The sequence below is a fragment of the Enterobacter chengduensis genome, assembly GCF_001984825.2.
GTDB classification, from domain to species: domain Bacteria; phylum Pseudomonadota; class Gammaproteobacteria; order Enterobacterales; family Enterobacteriaceae; genus Enterobacter; species Enterobacter chengduensis.
The window spans coordinates 3744770-3763170 of sequence record NZ_CP043318.1 but is presented as its reverse complement, the minus strand read 5'-3'; the positions used below and the strand labels follow the sequence as shown (position 1 = coordinate 3763170).

14 protein-coding genes are annotated in these 18401 nt (G+C 62.2%); 12 read left to right on the top strand and 2 right to left on the bottom strand.

Annotated elements, in window-relative coordinates; translation table 11 throughout:
* Positions 1-147 precede the first annotated feature (147 nt).
* Positions 148-1614 (top strand): IMP dehydrogenase, encoded by a 1467-nt coding sequence (guaB, locus tag FY206_RS18160; protein WP_023333022.1) that lies wholly within the window; start codon positions 148-150, stop codon positions 1612-1614.
* A gap of 68 nt (positions 1615-1682) precedes the next feature.
* A complete protein-coding gene (gene guaA / locus FY206_RS18155; protein WP_006811514.1) occupies positions 1683-3260 on the top strand; it encodes a glutamine-hydrolyzing GMP synthase in 1578 nt (525 codons plus the stop codon).
* Between the two features lie 56 nt (positions 3261-3316).
* On the opposite strand, the gene FY206_RS18150 is transcribed toward guaA, so the two are convergent.
* Positions 3317-4147: a MurR/RpiR family transcriptional regulator gene (locus FY206_RS18150; protein ID WP_032643594.1), complete on the bottom strand. Its 831-nt coding sequence runs from the start codon at positions 4145-4147 to the stop codon at positions 3317-3319.
* Between the two features lie 292 nt (positions 4148-4439).
* On the opposite strand from FY206_RS18150, the gene FY206_RS18145 reads away from it, so the two are divergent.
* The 10 genes from FY206_RS18145 to iolB all read left to right on the top strand — a co-directional run bounded on the left by FY206_RS18145 (position 4440) and on the right by iolB (position 17562).
* On the top strand, positions 4440-5945 hold the full coding sequence (locus FY206_RS18145; RefSeq protein WP_032643592.1) for a CoA-acylating methylmalonate-semialdehyde dehydrogenase: 1506 nt from the start codon (positions 4440-4442) through the stop codon (positions 5943-5945).
* A gap of 11 nt (positions 5946-5956) precedes the next feature.
* Positions 5957-7882 carry a 3D-(3,5/4)-trihydroxycyclohexane-1,2-dione acylhydrolase (decyclizing) gene (gene iolD, locus FY206_RS18140; protein ID WP_032643590.1) on the top strand — a complete coding sequence of 642 codons (1926 nt, stop codon included), beginning with the start codon at positions 5957-5959 and terminating at the stop codon, positions 7880-7882.
* Positions 7883-8183: 301 nt separating this feature from the next.
* A complete protein-coding gene (gene iolG / locus FY206_RS18135) occupies positions 8184-9170 on the top strand; it encodes an inositol 2-dehydrogenase (protein ID WP_032643588.1) in 987 nt (328 codons plus the stop codon).
* A 31-nt stretch (positions 9171-9201) separates the two neighbouring features.
* Positions 9202-10131, top strand: coding sequence for a sugar ABC transporter substrate-binding protein (locus FY206_RS18130; RefSeq protein WP_032643587.1), 930 nt, complete (start codon positions 9202-9204; stop codon positions 10129-10131).
* Between the two features lie 48 nt (positions 10132-10179).
* Positions 10180-11727: a sugar ABC transporter ATP-binding protein gene (locus FY206_RS18125; RefSeq protein WP_032643585.1), complete on the top strand. Its 1548-nt coding sequence runs from the start codon at positions 10180-10182 to the stop codon at positions 11725-11727.
* Positions 11728-11738: 11 nt separating this feature from the next.
* Positions 11739-12767 carry an ABC transporter permease gene (locus FY206_RS18120; protein ID WP_032643583.1) on the top strand — a complete coding sequence of 343 codons (1029 nt, stop codon included), beginning with the start codon at positions 11739-11741 and terminating at the stop codon, positions 12765-12767.
* An 8-nt stretch (positions 12768-12775) separates the two neighbouring features.
* Positions 12776-13909 carry a Gfo/Idh/MocA family protein gene (locus FY206_RS18115; protein ID WP_032643581.1) on the top strand — a complete coding sequence of 378 codons (1134 nt, stop codon included), beginning with the start codon at positions 12776-12778 and terminating at the stop codon, positions 13907-13909.
* A 12-nt stretch (positions 13910-13921) separates the two neighbouring features.
* Positions 13922-15826: a bifunctional 5-dehydro-2-deoxygluconokinase/5-dehydro-2-deoxyphosphogluconate aldolase gene (locus FY206_RS18110; RefSeq protein WP_032643578.1), complete on the top strand. Its 1905-nt coding sequence runs from the start codon at positions 13922-13924 to the stop codon at positions 15824-15826.
* Between the two features lie 11 nt (positions 15827-15837).
* Complete coding sequence (gene iolE / locus FY206_RS18105) at positions 15838-16728, top strand: myo-inosose-2 dehydratase (RefSeq protein ID WP_032643576.1); 891 nt, start codon at positions 15838-15840, stop codon at positions 16726-16728.
* Positions 16729-16737: 9 nt separating this feature from the next.
* On the top strand, positions 16738-17562 hold the full coding sequence (iolB, locus tag FY206_RS18100; protein ID WP_032643574.1) for a 5-deoxy-glucuronate isomerase: 825 nt from the start codon (positions 16738-16740) through the stop codon (positions 17560-17562).
* A gap of 89 nt (positions 17563-17651) precedes the next feature.
* Here the strand turns inward: iolB and FY206_RS18095 are convergent, their stop codons facing one another.
* On the bottom strand, positions 17652-18395 hold the full coding sequence (locus FY206_RS18095) for an alpha/beta fold hydrolase (protein WP_032643572.1): 744 nt from the start codon (positions 18393-18395) through the stop codon (positions 17652-17654).
* Positions 18396-18401: the final 6 nt, after the last annotated feature.

Below are 18401 nucleotides of genomic sequence, written 5' to 3'. Positions count from 1 at the left end.
AAATTCTAAATCAGCAAGTTATTCAGTCGATAGTAACCTGCTGAGAGGCAATCGCAAGCATTTTTTTCAAAAAAGTGTAGATGCAATCGGTTACGCTCTGTATAATGCCACGGCAATATTTAACCACCCAGGTCAGAGATATTGCCCATGCTACGTATCGCTAAAGAAGCACTGACGTTTGACGACGTCCTCCTCGTTCCCGCTCACTCCACCGTTCTGCCGAATACTGCCGACCTCAGCACGCAGTTGACGAAAACCATTCGCCTGAACATTCCTATGCTCTCCGCGGCAATGGACACCGTGACCGAAGCGCGCCTGGCTATCGCCCTGGCACAGGAAGGCGGCATTGGCTTTATCCACAAAAACATGTCCATTGAGCGTCAGGCGGAAGAAGTTCGCCGCGTGAAGAAACATGAATCCGGCATTGTGTCCGATCCACAGACCGTTCTGCCAACCACCACCCTGCACGAAGTAAAAGCCCTGACCGAGCGTAACGGCTTCGCCGGTTATCCGGTGGTGACCGAAGAGAACGAGCTGGTCGGTATCATTACCGGCCGTGACGTGCGCTTCGTGACTGACCTGAACCAGCCCGTCAGCGTGTACATGACGCCAAAAGAGCGTCTGGTTACCGTTCGCGAAGGTGAAACCCGCGACGTGGTGCTGGCAAAAATGCACGAAAAACGCGTTGAGAAAGCGCTGGTTGTTGACAGCAGCTTCCACCTGCGCGGCATGATCACCGTTAAAGATTTCCAGAAAGCAGAGCGTAAACCGAACGCCTGTAAAGACGAGCATGGCCGTCTGCGCGTTGGCGCGGCGGTTGGCGCAGGTGCCGGTAACGAAGAGCGCGTTGACGCGCTGGTTGCCGCAGGCGTTGACGTCCTGCTGATTGACTCCTCTCACGGCCACTCCGAAGGCGTTCTGCAGCGTATTCGCGACACCCGTGCCAAATACCCTGACCTGCAGATCATCGGCGGCAACGTGGCGACGGGCGCAGGCGCTCGCGCGCTGGCTGACGCCGGCTGCAGCGCGGTGAAAGTGGGTATCGGTCCTGGCTCCATCTGTACCACCCGTATCGTCACCGGCGTGGGCGTTCCGCAGATCACCGCCGTGTCTGACGCGGTTGAAGCGCTGGAAGGCACCGGTATTCCGGTTATCGCCGACGGCGGTATCCGCTTCTCTGGCGACATCGCCAAAGCCATCGCCGCGGGCGCCGCTGCCGTCATGGTAGGCTCCATGCTGGCCGGTACCGAAGAATCCCCGGGTGAGATCGAACTCTACCAGGGCCGCTCTTACAAATCTTACCGCGGCATGGGCTCCCTGGGCGCGATGTCCAAAGGTTCCTCCGACCGTTACTTCCAGACCGATAACGCCGCTGACAAGCTGGTGCCGGAAGGTATCGAAGGCCGCGTTGCCTATAAAGGCCGTCTGAAAGAGATCATTCACCAGCAGATGGGCGGCCTGCGCTCCTGTATGGGTCTGACCGGCTGTGGTACCATCGACCTGCTGCGTACCAAAGCGGAATTCGTACGCATCAGCGGTGCGGGTATCCAGGAGAGCCACGTTCACGACGTGACGATCACCAAAGAGTCTCCGAACTATCGTTTGGGCTCCTGATTTTCTTCGCCCGACCTTGTGTCGGGCGATTTATTTAATCTGTTTCACTTGCCTCGGAATTAGCGTCAATGACGGAAAACATTCATAAACATCGCATTCTCATCCTGGACTTCGGTTCGCAGTACACTCAGCTGGTGGCGCGTCGCGTACGTGAACTGGGCGTTTACTGCGAACTGTGGGCGTGGGATGTCACGGAAGCACAGATTCGCGAATTCAATCCAAGCGGCATCATCCTGTCCGGCGGCCCGGAAAGCACCACCGAAGAGAACAGCCCGCGCGCGCCGCAGTACGTGTTCGAAGCTGGCGTGCCGGTATTCGGCGTTTGCTACGGTATGCAGACCATGGCAATGCAGCTGGGCGGCCACGTAGAAGGCTCTAACGAGCGCGAGTTTGGCTATGCGCAGGTAGAAGTCGTCACCGACAGCGCGCTGGTGCGCGGTATCGAAGACTCCCTGACCGCAGACGGCAAACCGCTGCTGGACGTGTGGATGAGCCACGGCGACAAGGTCACCGCCATCCCGTCTGACTTCGTGACCGTTGCCAGCACCGAAAGCTGCCCGTTCGCGATCATGGCGAACGAAGAAAAACGCTTCTACGGCGTGCAGTTCCACCCGGAAGTGACCCACACCCGTCAGGGTATGCGCATGCTGGAGCGCTTCGTGCGCGACATCTGCCAGTGTGAAGCCCTGTGGACCCCGGCAAAAATCATCGACGACGCCGTGGAGCGTATCCGCCAGCAGGTTGGCGATGACAAGGTCATTCTCGGCCTTTCCGGCGGCGTGGACTCCTCCGTAACCGCGATGCTGCTGCACCGCGCCATCGGCAAAAACCTGACCTGCGTCTTCGTGGACAACGGTCTGCTGCGTCTGAATGAAGCCCAGCAGGTAATGGACATGTTCGGCGACCACTTCGGCCTGAACATCGTTCACGTGGAAGGCGAGCAGCGCTTCCTGGACGCGCTGAAAGGCGAGAACGATCCGGAAGCGAAGCGTAAAATCATCGGCCGCGTGTTCGTGGAAGTGTTCGACGAAGAAGCGCTGAAGCTGGAAGACGTGAAGTGGCTGGCGCAGGGCACCATCTATCCTGATGTGATCGAGTCTGCGGCCTCCGCGACCGGTAAAGCACACGTCATCAAATCTCACCACAACGTGGGCGGCCTGCCGAAAGAGATGAAGATGGGTCTGGTTGAACCGCTGCGCGAGCTGTTCAAAGACGAAGTGCGTAAGATCGGTCTGGAACTGGGTCTGCCGTACGACATGCTCTACCGTCACCCGTTCCCGGGCCCGGGTCTCGGCGTGCGTGTGCTGGGCGAAGTGAAGAAAGAGTACTGCGACCTGCTGCGTCGCGCAGACGCGATCTTCATCGAAGAGCTGCACAAAGCTGACCTGTACAACAAGGTAAGCCAGGCGTTCACCGTGTTCCTGCCGGTTCGCTCCGTCGGCGTGATGGGCGATGGCCGCAAGTACGACTGGGTTGTTTCCCTGCGTGCGGTAGAAACCATCGACTTCATGACCGCGCACTGGGCGCACCTGCCGTATGACTTCTTAGGCCGTGTTTCCAATAGAATAATCAATGAGGTCAATGGGATATCGCGAGTCGTATATGACATCAGCGGTAAGCCACCGGCTACGATTGAGTGGGAATAATCTCCCTCTGAATTAACACCTAAACCCTCTGCCTGCGCAGGGGGTTTTTTATTGCCTCAATTCCCTTCACCCAACCTATAAGCCAGCGCCACCACCAGCGACTGCACAAGGCACAGCGTTGCCGACTGAGACCGAAACGCGTCCACCTGCGCCTCTTTCACCACAAAGCAGAGATCGCTGAACGTCGCCAGCGGGCTTATCTGGCTGTCCGTAATCACAATCTGCCGCGCGCCGACGCTGGCGGCGGTTTCGCTGACCATCACCGTCTCTTCCGCGTACGGCGAGAAGCTGATCGACACCACAATGTCGCGCGCCTTAATGCGGCTGATCTGCTCGCGCAGCATCCCGCCCATGCCGTCGAGCAGGATAGGGCGGCACTCCAGGTGGCTCAGGGCGTAGGTGAGGTACGCGGCGACGCTAAAGGAGCGGCGCAGTCCGGCGATGTAGATGGTGTCGGCGTCGGCCAGCAGCTGCACCGCGCGCTCCAGCATTTCCGGCTCGGCGCGGGCGGCAAGCTGCTGCAGCGCCTGCGCGTTTGAGCGGGCAAACTCCTGCAGGATATCGAGCGGGGTTTCCGGCACGGCCTCGCTCTCCATCTCGCGGAACAGACGGGCGCGGTCGCTGTAGCTGGCGGTCTCCTCTACCAGGTTCATGCGAAACAGCTGTTTCATTTCGTTGAAGCCGGTGAAGTCGAAGGCGTTAGCAAAGCGGATCAGCGTCGAGGGCGGCACGTCGGCGCGCTCGGCAATCACGGCAACCGTATCGAAGGCCACGCTGTTGGTGTTATCCAGCACGTAGCGGGAGACCTGCTGCAGCCTCTTGCTCAGGCTATCGTAGCGATCGCGGATTTGCTGCTGCAGTTCGTTCAGGCTGGTTGCTGTCGTCATCTTTTCCCCCAAATACAGTCTTATGATTCTAAACGCAAAACAGCGTCTTTTAAATGTCGGCCATCCATCTGGCAGCAAAAATGAAACAGAAGCTTCAGTCATTTCCTCGCCCGAAATTCCTTAATAGCGCACGCGGCGTCAGTGGTGCTGGCTGTTAACATAAAAATCCATCCTTGATCACAATAATCATCATTTATTTTATTTCAACTTAAAATGGAATATTTGTTTCATGTATAGTGTTCAGTACACAGCGTTCAGGTCACAGTCACGTATCAACAGCGAGAGGTTAAGGATGGAGACGGTAGCGAATTTTATTCACGGCGAATGTGTCACCGGTTCAGGCCAGCGCGTTCAGGCGATCTTCAACCCGGCCACCGGCAAGCAGATCCGCCAGGTGGTGATGAGTACGGCGCAGGAAACGGAGCAGGCGATTGCCGCCGCGCAGCAGGCGTTTCCGGCGTGGGCGCGCCAGGCTCCGCTCAAGCGCGCGCGCGTGATGTTCCGCTTCAAGGCGCTGCTGGAAGAGAACATGGTGCGCCTGGCCCGCCTCATCAGCGAAGAGCACGGCAAGGTCTTCTCCGACGCGGTGGGCGAACTGACGCGCGGCCTGGAGGTGGTGGAGTTTGCCTGCGGCATTCCGCACCTGCAAAAGGGCGAACACTCGGCGAACGTCGGTACCGGCGTCGACAGCCACTCGCTGATGCAGCCGCTCGGGGTCTGCGCCGGGATCACGCCGTTTAACTTCCCGGCGATGGTGCCGATGTGGATGTTCCCGATTGCCCTGGCGACCGGGAATACCTTCGTGCTGAAGCCCTCGGAAAAAGATCCTTCTCTCGCGCTCGCGCTGGCGCAGCTGCTGAAAGAGGCCGGCCTGCCCGACGGCGTGTTCAACGTGGTGCAGGGCGATAAGGAGTCCGTTGACGTGCTCCTGACCGACCCGCGCGTGCAGGCGGTGAGCTTTGTCGGCTCCACGCCGATTGCCGAATACATTTACCAGACCGCGTCCGCCCACGGTAAGCGCTGTCAGGCACTGGGCGGTGCGAAAAACCACTGCATTCTCATGCCGGACGCCGACATGGAGATGGCCGCCAACGCCATTATGGGCGCAGGCTTCGGCGCGGCGGGAGAGCGCTGCATGGCGCTTTCGGTGGTGCTGGCGGTGGGGGATAAAACCGCCGATGACCTCTGCGCCCGGCTGGAAAAACAGATTGCCGCCCTGCGCGTCGGGCCGGGACTGGACCAGTCGCCGGAAAACGAAATGGGGCCGCTCATCTCGTCCGCCCACCGCAGCAAGGTGCTGGGATACATCGACAGCGGGGAAGCGCAGGGCGCGACGCTTCGCGTGGACGGTCGCGGCTTCAGCGTGCAGGGGCACGAGCAGGGCTACTTCGTCGGGCCGACGCTGTTCGATAACGTCACCCCGGAGATGACCATCTATAAAGAAGAGATTTTTGGGCCGGTGCTTTCTGTGGTGCGCGTAGCAGATTACGCCAGCGCGGTGGACCTGATTAACCGCCATGAATATGGTAATGGCTCCGCCATTTTCACCCGCGACGGCGGCTGCGCGCGCCGCTTCTGCGAGGAGGTGCAGGCGGGCATGGTGGGCGTCAACGTGCCGATCCCCGTGCCGATGGCGTTCCACAGCTTTGGCGGCTGGAAGCGTTCCATCTTCGGCGCGCTCAACGTCCACGGCAGCGACGGCGTGCGCTTCTACACCCGAATGAAAACCATCACCGCGCGCTGGCCGGAAATGCAGCAGGAGACTGGCGCTGCGTTCTCCATGCCGACGCTGGGCTGACAGGAGGTTTTATGCAAACCGAACGTATGACCATGGCCCAGGCGCTGGTCCGGTTCCTGAATCAACAGTACGTCAGCGTGGACGGCAACGAAACGCCCTTCGTGGAGGGCGTCGCCACCATTTTTGGGCACGGTAACGTGCTCGGCATCGGCCAGGCGCTGGAGCAGGATCCGGGCCATCTGCAGGTGATGCAGGGCTGCAACGAGCAGGGCATTGCCCATATGGCGACGGGATTTGCCAAACAGCACCGCCGTCAGCGGATCTTTGCCGTCACCTCCTCCGTCGGGCCGGGGGCGGCCAACATGGTGACCGCCGCGGCCACCGCCACGGCTAACCGCATTCCGCTGCTATTGCTGCCGGGCGATATCTACGCCAGCCGCCAGCCGGACCCGGTGCTGCAGCAGATCGAGCAGTATCACGATCTCAGCATCAGCACCAACGACTGCTTCCGTCCGGTCTCCCGCTACTGGGACCGCATCAACCGTCCCGAGCAGCTGATGAGCGCCATGCTCAGCGCGATGCGAACGCTTACTGACCCGGCAGATACCGGGGCGGTGACTATCTGCCTGCCGCAGGACGTGCAGGGCGAGGCCTGGGACTATCCGCTGAGCTTTTTCGCGCGTCGCGTGCACCACATCGAGCGTCGTCCGCCCGATCCGCAGCGTCTGGCGCAGGCGCGGGCGCTGATCGCCCGCAAGCGTCGCCCGCTGGTGGTGTGCGGCGGCGGGGTGCGCTACTCCGGCGCGCATGAGGCGTTTCGCAAATTTGTCGAGACGCTGCAGCTGCCGTTTGCCGAAACCCAGGCCGGGAAGGGCGCGCTGGTAAGTGATCACCCACTTAATCTGGGCGGCGTCGGGGTGACGGGGGGACTGGCGGCCAACCAGCTCGCGCCGCAGGCCGATCTGGTGATCGGCATCGGCACGCGCCTGACCGACTTTACCACCGGCTCCAAGGCGCTCTTCTCCCATCCGGACGTCGAATTCCTGCTGCTGAACGTGGCGGAGTTCGACGCCCTGAAGCTGGACGCCACCTCGCTGGTTGCCGATGCCCAGACCGGGCTGCAGGCATTGACCCAGGCGCTCGGCGATTACCGCAGCGGCTGGGGGGAGAAAATTGCCGAGGCGAAATCCGCCTGGCGCGACGAGTGCCGCCGCCTGTGGGATCGCCAGTGGCGTCCGGACGACGCGCCCGAGGTGGCGGGGCACCTGGACGCGCAGCTGGCGGAATACGGCGAGACGCTCAACACCCGCCTGACCCAAACGCGGGTGCTGGGGCTGATCAACCAGCATGTTGAAGATAATGCCGTTGTGGTGGGCGCGGCCGGTTCGCTGCCGGGGGATTTACAGCGCCTCTGGCAGGTTAAAACGCCGGACAGCTATCACCTGGAGTACGGCTACTCCTGCATGGGCTACGAGATTGCGGCGGCCATCGGCGCGAAGCTCGCCAGGCCCGAGCTGCCGGTGTACGCCATGGTGGGGGATGGCTCCTACATGATGCTGCACTCCGAGCTGCAAACCGCCGTTCAGGAGGGCATTAAGGTCACCGTCCTGCTGTTTGATAACGCCAGCTTCGGCTGCATTAACAACCTGCAGATGGGGCACGGCATGGGCAGCTTTGGCACCGAAAACCGCCAGCGCAACCCGGAAACCGGGCGTCTCGACGGGCCGCTGGTGAAGGTCGACTTTGCGCAAAACGCGGAAAGCTACGGCTGTCGCGCGTGGCGGGTACACGACGAGCAAAGCCTGCTGGCGGCGCTGGAGGCGTCGCGCGCGCATCCGGGCCCGACGCTGCTGGACATCAAGGTGCTGCCGAAGACCATGACCCACGATTACGCCTCCTGGTGGCGAACCGGCGACGCGCAGGTGGCAGAGGCTTCTGCCGTGCGTGAAGCCGCGGAGCACACTCTGGCGCAGGTGAAAAAAGCCCGCCAGTATTAAGTTTTTCCGCCGTAACGAAATTTTCATTTCATTTTCCCCTCACCCTAACCCTCTCCCCAACGGGGAGAGGGGAGTGTTTGGTGCACTCTTTTCTCCCTCGCCCCTTTGGGGAGAGGGCCGGGGTGAGGGGAGTTGCCGCACGCCCTCTCATGTTGTGAGATTGATAACAAAATTTATCTCATTCATCTCAAAAGTGTTAACCCACACTCAAAAACATAATTTTCACTATTTATAAAAATGAAATAAATGTTTTATTTATAGTGTCGTTAGTTCACAGCATTCACCAACACCGGGAGCCGTTATGTTTAACATTGCTTTACTGGGCGCTGGCCGAATTGGCCAGGTACATGCAGCTAACATCGCCAGCCACGGCGCGACCACGCTCTGGTCCGTGGTTGACCCGAATCAGGAATTTGCCACCCGTCTCGCCGCGCAGTACCAGGCCCGCCAGCAGAGCCTGGAGGAGGCGATGACCGACCCTAACGTTCACGCCGTGCTGATCGCCTCTGCCACCGATACCCATGCGGACCTGATTGAAATGGCCGCCCGCCACGGCAAGGCCATCTTCTGCGAAAAGCCGGTACACCTTGACCTCGCCCGAGTGCGCGACTGCCTGAAGGTGGTCAAAGAGTACGACGTGCCGCTGTTCATCGGCTTTAACCGCCGCTTTGACCCGCAGTTCCGCCGGGTGAAAACCGACGCGCAGGCTGGGCGCATCGGCAAGCCGGAATCGCTGCTGATTATCTCCCGCGACCCGTCCCCGCCGCCTGCGGAGTACGTGCGCGTCTCCGGCGGCATGTTCCGCGATATGACCATTCACGACTTTGATATGGCGCGCTTCATCCTGGGCGAAGAGCCGGTGTCGGTGTATGCCCAGGGCAGCAACCTGGTGGATCCGGCGATTGGCGAGGCGGGGGATATCGATACCGCGTTTATCGTTCTGAAATACGCCTCCGGCGCGATGGCCACCATCGTCAACAGCCGCCGCTCTTCCTATGGATACGACCAGCGTCTGGAGCTGCACGGCTCCGAAGGGCTGCTGTGCGCGGGCAACATTCTGGAAAATCAGGTGCAGCACTACGGCAAACAGGGCTGCACCAGCGCGCTGCCGGAACACTTCTTCCTGCAGCGCTATAAATCCGCTTACGCCGCGGAATGGGAACACTTTGTTGCGGTCCTGCGCGGCGAAGCGGTGCCTGACTGCAGCGGCGATGATGGTGAACGTGCGCTGTACCTCGCGGATAAGGCGCTGGAGTCGCTGCGCAGCCAGCGCGAGATCGTCCTCTAAACACAACCACCCTACACAGAGAGACATAATAATGAAAAAACTGATCGTAGCCGCCCTCATCGCCATGACGTCCGGGGCCGCCCTCGCCGAAAACGAGCAAATTGTTTTCAGTACGCCAAACCTGGCCATGCCGTTTGAAGTTCACATGCAGCGCACGGCGGTGAAAGCCGCAAAAGAGATGGGCGTGAAGCTTCAGGTGCTGGACGGGCAGGGCAGCTCGCCGAAGCAGGTGGCTGACCTGGAAAACGCCATCACCCGCGGGGCGCAGGGCTTTATCGTCTCCCCAAACGACGTGAACGCGGTCTCCAGCGCGGTGGATGAAATTCAGGATGCGAAGCTGCCGGTGGTCACCCTTGACCGCTCCGTGGACAGCCAGAAAAAAGTGCCGCACTTTGGCGCCAACAACTACAAGGGCGGCCAGGCGGTTGGCGACTTCGTCAAAAGCAAATTCCCCAACGGCGCGGACATCATTCTGCTGACCGGCCAGCCGGGCTCCTCCTCCAACATTGAACGCACCAAAGGGATCCGCGACAGCCTGAAGGCAGGCGGGGAGAAGTACAGGATCGTCGCCGATCAGACCGGCAACTGGATGCGTTCGGAAGGGATGCGCATTGTGGAAAGCGTGCTGCCCTCGCTGCCGAAACGCCCGCAGGTGATCCTCTCCGCCAACGACGATATGGCGCTGGGGGCGATTGAAGCCCTGCAGAGCCAGGGCGTGAAGCCGGGCGAAATTCTGGTCACCGGCTTTGATGCGGTACCGGAAGCGCTGGCCCGCGTGCGCGACGGCTGGCTGGCGGTAACGGCGGACCAGCGTCCGGGCTTTGCGGTGCAGACGGCGATGAGCCAGCTGGTGGCCAACGTGCGCGAGAAGAAAGCCATCACCGGGGCCGACTACCCGCCGACCCTGATCACCAAAGAGAACCTGCAGCAGGCCGAGCGTATCGGTGAGGCCGGTAACTGATAAGTCCCGAGCCGCCTCCGGCGGCTCATCATGAGGAGGAGCAGACCGATGTCGCAACCCTTACTGAAAGTGACCGACCTGGCGAAAAGCTTTTCCGGCGTCTGGGCGCTGAGCAGCGCTCAGCTGACCGTCGGCGCGGGCGAAATTCACGCCCTGCTGGGGGAAAACGGGGCGGGAAAATCCACGCTGCTGAAGGCGCTCGCGGGCGCGCAGCCGCAAACGCGCGGGGAGATCTGGTTCAACGGCGAAACGCTGCCGGTGGACGACTCCCCCGTTGAGCGGCAGAACAAGGGCATTATCACCATCTACCAGGAATTCAACCTGCTGCCCAACATGACCGTCGCGGAAAACATGTTTCTCGGGCGCGAGCCGCGCAGGCGTAACCTGATCGTTGACGAAAAGGCGGTTAACCAGGAGGCGCAGGTCATTCTCGACTACCTGCAGCTGAACGTCGCGCCGACCACGCCGGTCGCCCGCCTGAGCGTCGCCCAGCAGCAGATGGTGGAGATCGCCCGGGCGCTGACCCTCAACGCCAGGCTGATTATCATGGACGAACCGTCCGCCGCGCTGAGCGACAGCGAGGTGGAAAGCCTGCACCGCGTGGTGCGCGAGCTTAAAAACCGCGGGGTGAGCATTATTTACGTCACCCACCGCCTGCACGAAGTTTTTCAGCTCTGCGATCGCTTCACCGTTTTCCAGGACGGCCGCTTCACCGGCACCGGCGCGGTGGCGGAGACCAACGTCGAACAGCTGATCCGCCTGATGGTCGGTCGCGACGTGGCCTTTAACCGTCGCCCCGCCAGCGAAACGCATCATGAGGACAAACCCGTCCGCCTGGCGGTGAAGGGGCTGAGCCGCGAAAAGCCGCCGCTGGATCCGCACGGCATCGCCCTGCACGACATCAGCTTCCACGTCCACGCCGGGGAAGTGCTGGGCATTGCCGGGCTGGTGGGCGCGGGGCGTACCGAGGTGGCGCGCTGCCTGTTCGGCGCAGATGCGTTTACCTCCGGCAGCTTTGAGCTGGACGGCGTGCCTTACCAGCCGCGCGACCCGCTCTATGCCCTCGATCAGGGCGTGGCGCTGGTGCCGGAAGACCGCAAAAAAGAGGGGGCGGTGCTGGGGCTGTCGATCCGCGACAACCTGTCGCTCTCCTGCCTCTCTTCGCTGCTGCAGTGGCGCTGGTTCGTGAACACCCGCAAAGAGGACGACCTGATTGAGTCCTACCGCAAGGCGCTGCAGATCAAGATGGTCAACAGCGCGCAGGAGGTGCGCAAGCTCTCCGGCGGCAACCAGCAAAAGGTGATCCTCGCGCGCTGCATGGCGCTCAACCCGCGGGTGCTGATCGTCGATGAGCCGACGCGCGGCATCGACGTGGGGACCAAATCGGAAGTGCACCAGGTGCTCTTTGACATGGCGAAAAAGGGCGTGGCGGTGATCGTGATCTCCTCCGATCTGCCGGAAGTGATGGCGGTGTCCGATCGGATCATCACCCTCAGCGAAGGGCGGGTGACCGGTGAGATCCACGGTGACGACGCTAATGAAGAACGGCTGATGACGATGATGGCCATCAACCACAACGCCCTGAACGCGGCATAACGGAGTTTCTCATGACGCAGATGATTACTAAAACGCAGGCCCCGGCCAAACGCGCCGGACGCATCGATCCCATCGCCTTCTTCGAGCGCTTCGGGGTGCTGATTTTCATGATCCTGCTGCTGATCTTCTTCCAGTCGCAGAACAGCAACTTTTTCTCTGAGCGCAATATTTTCAACATTCTGACCGAAGTCTCCATCTACGGGATCATGGCCGTGGGGATGACCTTCGTCATTCTCACCGCCGGGATCGACCTCTCCGTGGGCTCCATTCTGGCGGTGTGCGCCATGACCGCGGCGTACGTGATTAAGGGCGACAACTTCACCACCGTCGACCCGAACGCCTGGGGCGGCATGAGCTGGCTAATCGGGCTGGGGATTTGTCTGGCGATGGGCACGGCGATTGGCTTCCTGCACGGGCTGGGCGTGACCCGCCTGCGCCTGCCGCCGTTCATCGTGACCCTCGGCGGGATGACCATCTGGCGCGGCCTGACGCTGGTGATTAACGACGGCGCGCCGATTGCCGGTTTCGATCAGGGCTACCGCTGGTGGGGGCGCGGGGAGCTGCTCGGCATCTCCATTCCGATCTGGATCTTCGCCCTCGTCGCCCTCGGCGGCTATCTGGCGCTGCATAAAACCCGCTGGGGCCGCTTCGTCTACGCCATCGGCGGTAACCCGGAGGCGGCGCGCCTGGCGGGGGTGAACGTCAAGCGCGTGCTGGTCAGCGTCTACGTGCTGATTGGCTGCCTGGCGGGGCTGGCGGGCTTCATTCTGAGCGCCCGTCTGGGAAGCGCCGAGGCGGTGGCCGGGATCTCCTTTGAGCTGCGCGTCATTGCCTCGGTGGTGATTGGCGGCACCTCGCTGATGGGCGGCTACGGGCGCATCGGCGGCACCATTATCGGCTCCATCATCATGGGTATTCTGATTAACGGCCTGGTGCTGATGAACGTCTCGGCCTACTACCAGCAGATTATCACCGGATTAATTATCGTTCTGGCGGTGGCGTTTGACACCTACGCCAAGAGCCGTCGCGGCGCACTGTGAGGATAGCGATGAAAGAGGTTCGTATTGGATTAATTGGCACCGGGTATATCGGCAAGGCGCACGCCATCGCCTATGCCCAGGCCCCGACGGTGTTCAACCTGCGCGGCAGGCTGGTGCGCGAGATGGTGGCGGAAGTCACGCCGGAGCTGGCGGCAGCGCGCGCGTGGGCGTTTGGCTTTAACCGCTCCACCGGCGACTGGCGGGCGCTGGTGGCCGACCCGGCCATTGACGTGGTGGATATTTGCTCGCCCAACCACCTGCATAAAGAGATGGCGCTGGAGGCGATCCGCCACGGCAAGCACGTTTACTCTGAGAAGCCGCTGGCGCTGAGCGCCCACGACGCGCGCGAGATGGTCGACGCCGCGAAGCGGGCCGGGGTGAAAACGCTGGTGGGGTTCAACTACATGAAGAACCCGACCGCGCAGCTGGCGAAGGAGATTATCGCGCGCGGCGAGATTGGCGAGGTGATCCACTTCTACGGCACCCACAACGAAGACTATATGGCCGACCCGCTTTCGCCGATCCACTGGCACTGCTTTAAGGAGACCGCCGGGCTGGGGGCGCTGGGCGATCTCGCGGCGCATATCGTCAATATGGCCCAGTACCTGGTGGGGGATATCGAGCAGGTCTGCGGCGACCTGAAGATCGTGGTCCCGGCGCGCCCGGCGAAGGCCGGATCGTCGGAGATGGTTGCCGTCGAAAACGAGGATCAGGCCCACGCGATGGTGCGCTTCGCGGGCGGGGCGCAGGGCGTCATTGAAACCTCCCGCGTCGCCTGCGGCCGCAAGATGGGGCTGTCGTACGTCATCACCGGCACGAAAGGCGCCATCAGCTTCACCCAGGAGCGCATGGCCGAGCTGAAGCTCTATCTGCATGACGACCCGGTGAACCGTCAGGGGTTCCGCACGCTGCTCGTCGGCCCGTCGCACCCGGACTACGCCGCGTTCTGCATGGGCGCGGGCCACGGGATAGGCTTTAACGATCAAAAAACAGTGGAGGTGCGCGACCTGGTGGACGGGATTGCCGCCGACGCGCCGATGTGGCCGGACTTCGAAGAGGGCTGGAAGGTGTCGCGCGTGCTGGACGCGATCGCGCTCTCGCACCGGGAAGGCCGCTGGCTGAACGTGAACGACATTGTCTGAAGAGGGTTCAACGTGGAAAAGCAGTTTGATGTGATATGCATGGGCCGCGTGGCGGTAGACCTCTACAGCCAGCAGATTGGCGCCCGTCTGGAAGATGCGTCGAGCTTCGCCAAATACCTCGGCGGGTCGTCCGGCAACGTGGCGTACGGCACCGCGCGCCAGGGCCTGCGCTCGTCGATGCTGGCGCGCGTCGGCGATGAACATATGGGCCGCTTCCTGCGGGAAGAGCTCAGCCAGGTGGGCTGCGATACCAGCCATCTGATTACCGATAAAGACCGCCTTACGGCGCTGGTGCTGCTCGGCATTAAAGACCGGGACACCTTTCCTCTGATTTTTTATCGCGATAACTGCGCGGACATGGCGATTACCGCCCGCGATGTGGACGAAAGCTACATTGCCTCCGCACGGTGTCTTGCCATCACCGGGACCCACCTTTCTCACCCGCAGACCCGCGAGGCGGTGCTGACGGCGCTGGGCTATGCCCGCCGTCACGGCGTGCGCACGGTGCTGGACATCGACTACCGTCCGGTGCTGTGGGGGCTGACCTCGCTGGGCGACGGCGAAACGCGCTTTATCGCCGCCGATAAGGTCACCCGCGAACTGCAGGAGGTGCTGCACCTCTTCGACGTCATCGTCGGCACCGAGGAGGAGTTCCACATTGCGGGCGGCAGCACCGATACGCTGACGGCGCTGGGGCAGGTGCGCGCCGTCAGTGAAGCCGCGCTGATCTGCAAGCGCGGGGCGCTCGGCTGCTCGGTCTATACCGACGCCATTCCGCCCCGGCTGGACGACGGCCTGACGGTGACCGGCGTGCGCGTGGAGGTGCTGAACGTTCTCGGCGCGGGGGACGCGTTTATGTCCGGCCTGCTGCGCGGCTACCTGAACGACGAGGGCTGGGAGCAGGCGTGCCGCTACGCCAACGCCTGCGGCGCGCTGGTGGTCTCCCGCCACGGCTGCGCCCCGGCAATGCCGAGCAAGATCGAGCTGGATGACTATCTCTCCCGCGCTGCGAACGTGCCGCGCCCGGATCTCGACCCGCGTCTGAACCATCTCCACCGGGTGACTACCCGCCGCCGCGAGTGGCCGGAGCTGTGCGTGATGGCCTTCGACCACCGCAGCCAGCTTGAGGATATGGCGCTGCAGTGCGGCGCGTCGCTGAAGCGCATTCCGGCGCTAAAGCAGCTGATCCTGCAGGCCAGCCGCGAGGCGGCGAGCCGCGCCGGGCTGGAGGGCAAAGCCGGCCTGCTGTGCGACGGTACCTTTGGTCAGGACGCGCTGAACGCCATCACCGGGGAAGGATGGTGGATTGGTCGCCCCATCGAGCTGCCGGGATCCCGGCCGCTGGAAATGGAGCACGGCAACATCGGCACCCAGCTTATCAGCTGGCCGCAGGAGCACGTGGTGAAGTGCCTGGTCTTTTTCCATCCGGAAGATGCCCATGGCCTGCGCCTGGAGCAGGAGCAGAAAATCGCCGAGGTGTACCACGCCTGCTGCCAGTCCGGGCACGAGCTGCTGCTGGAGGTGATCCTGCCCGCAACCATGCCGCGCAGCGACGAACTTTATCTGCGCGCCATCTCCCGCTTTTACAACCTGGGCATTTACCCGGACTGGTGGAAGCTGCCGCCGCTCTCGGCCGACGGCTGGACGGCGCTCAGCGAAATTATCGAACGCCGGGATCCGCACTGCCGTGGGGTGGTGATCCTCGGACTCGATGCCCCGGCGGAACAGCTCCGCGCCGACTTCCGGGCCGCCGCGGGGCAGGCGCTGGTGAAAGGCTTCGCCGTGGGGCGCACGCTGTTTGGCGACGCCTCCCGCGCGTGGCTGAAGCACGATATTGACGATGCGCAGCTGGTGGCGCGCATCCGGGACAACTACCTGCAGCTTATCGCCTGGTGGCGCGAGCGCGGAGACGCATAATGGAGACGACAATGAGTGTACAACTGGGCATTAACCCGCTGACCTGGACGAACGACGATCTGCCTTCCCTCGGCGCGGAGACGTCGCTGGAGACCTGCCTGAGCGAGGGCAAAGAGGCCGGTTTTGAAGGCTTCGAGCTGGGCAATAAATTCCCGCGCGAGGCGCGCCTGCTCGGCCCGATTTTACAGCGCCACGACCTGCAGCTGGTTTCCGGCTGGTACTCCGGCCGCCTGCTGGAGCGCAGCGTGGAGGAGGAGATCGCCGCCGTGCAGCCCCACCTGACGCTGCTGCGCGAGCTGGGGGCAAAGGTGTTGGTCTTTGCGGAAGTGAGCGGCTGCATTCACGGCGAGCAGCAGACCCCGGTGCACCTGCGCCCGCGCTTTCCGCAGGAACGCTGGCAGGAGTACGGCGAGAAGCTCACCGAATTTGCCCGCTATACCCAGCAGCAGGGGGTGCAGATTGCCTACCATCACCATATGGGCACGGTGATTGAGTCCGCCGACGACGTGGACAACCTGATGACCCATACCGGCGAAGAGGTCGGGTTGCTGTTGGATACCGGCCATCTGACCTTTGCCGGGGCCGATCCGCTGGCGGTGGCGCAGCGCTGGGCGTCGCGCATCAACCACGTGCACTGCAAAGACGTGCGCGCCGACGTGCTGGCGGACGTCAAAAACCGCAAAACCAGCTTCCTCGATGCGGTGCTGAGCGGCGTGTTTACCGTGCCGGGCGACGGCTGCGTCGATTACCCGCCGATTATGCGGCTGCTGAAGGCGCAGGACTATCACGGCTGGCTGGTGGTCGAGGCGGAGCAGGATCCGGCGATTGCCCATCCGCTGACCTACGCCCGTCTGGGGTATAACAACCTGAGCCGCCTGGCGCGCGACGCCGGGCTTATCTGAGGAGGGGACATGTCACGTCTGTTATCACGCTGGCAACAGCCGAACGCGCAGGGGCGGACCCAGTCCGTCACGCCGGAAAGCGCGGGGTGGGCGTACGTCGGCTTTGCGGCTTATGAGCTGCAGGAGGGGCAGACGCTGACGCTGCCCGCCGTCAGCGAGGAGCGCTGCCTGGTGCTGGTCGCCGGACGCGCCTCCATCCGCACCCCTTCCGCGCAGTTTAACGACATCGGCGAGCGGATGAGCCCGTTCGAGCGCATCAAGCCGTGGGCGGTGTACGTTACACCGCAGGAGACGGTGCAGGTGAAGGCGCTGACCAGGCTGGAGCTGGCGGTCTGCGCCGCGCCGGGCAAGGGTACGCATCCGACGCGGCTGATTGCGCCGCAGGATATCGACGGCGAGGCGCGCGGTAAGGGGCATAACCAGCGCTACGTGCATAACATTCTGCCGGAGGATAAACCTGCCGACAGCCTGCTGGTGGTGGAGGTCTGGACCAACGAAGGCTGCACCAGCTCGTACCCGAGCCACAAGCATGACGCGGACAATCCGCCGAACGAGACCTATCTGGAGGAGACCTACTACCATCGCCTCAACCCGGAACAGGGGTTCTGCATGCAGCGCGTTTACACCGACGACAGAACGCTGGATGAGTGTATGGCGGTCTATAACCGTGACGTGGTCATGGTGCCGAAGGGCTACCACCCGGTGGCGACGATGGCCGGGTATGACAGCTACTACCTCAACGTGATGGCCGGGCCGGTGCGCAAATGGATGTTCACCTGGGAAGAGGATCACGCCTGGATTAATCGCGATTATCCCGCAGAGAAGGGGGACTGAGACGGCCTTTCTTGTCGGGTGGCGCTGCGCTTACCCGACCTACGAAATCGTAGGCCCGTGCAAGCGTAGCGCCGCCGGGCGAATTTTTCTCAGTGCATCCGCCTCGCCTGCTCAATCATCCGGGCGATAGCCTCCGGCTGGCTCATCATCGACACGTGGCTCGCTGCCACCTCGGCGGTTTTCGCATGGATCGTCTTTGCCATCGCACGCTCAAGATCGGGGTTGATCATTCGATCATTCTTGCTGACCACAAACCAGCTCGGTTTATCATGCCATGCCGCATGGGCGACCTTTTCACCAAACGCCTCGGCCTTAATCGGCCCCTGCGTCGCTGCAATCGTGTTTTGAATGTCTGGCGTCACATCCGGCGCGAAATCCTTCCTGACGGCGTCCGTTGGCAGATATAAATAGCCGTCCGCCGTTTTGGCAATGCCCGCGCTGCCCGGCGGCGCAGGGAATCTTTCTGCCAGATCCGCCGTCGACTGACCGGAATCCGGCGCGAACGCCGCCACATACACCAGTGATTTTACTCGCGCATCGTTGCCTGCTTCGCTAATCACGGTGCCGCCCCAGGAGTGACCCACCAGTACGACATCCCCCTGGGCGCGTTCGATGGCTCGTCGCGTGGCGGCAACGTCATCTTTTAGCGACGTGAGCGGGAGCTGGACGGCAATGACCTCTGCGTGCTGTTTCTGCAACAGGGTAATCACCTTATTCCAGCTGCTGCCGTCGGCAAACGCGCCGTGCACCAGCACGACGCTGGTTTTATTCTCCGCAAAAGCGCTGGCCGAAAGCGCCAGCAGGCCTGCCGTCAGTACAGACAGTGCTTTCATCTTCAG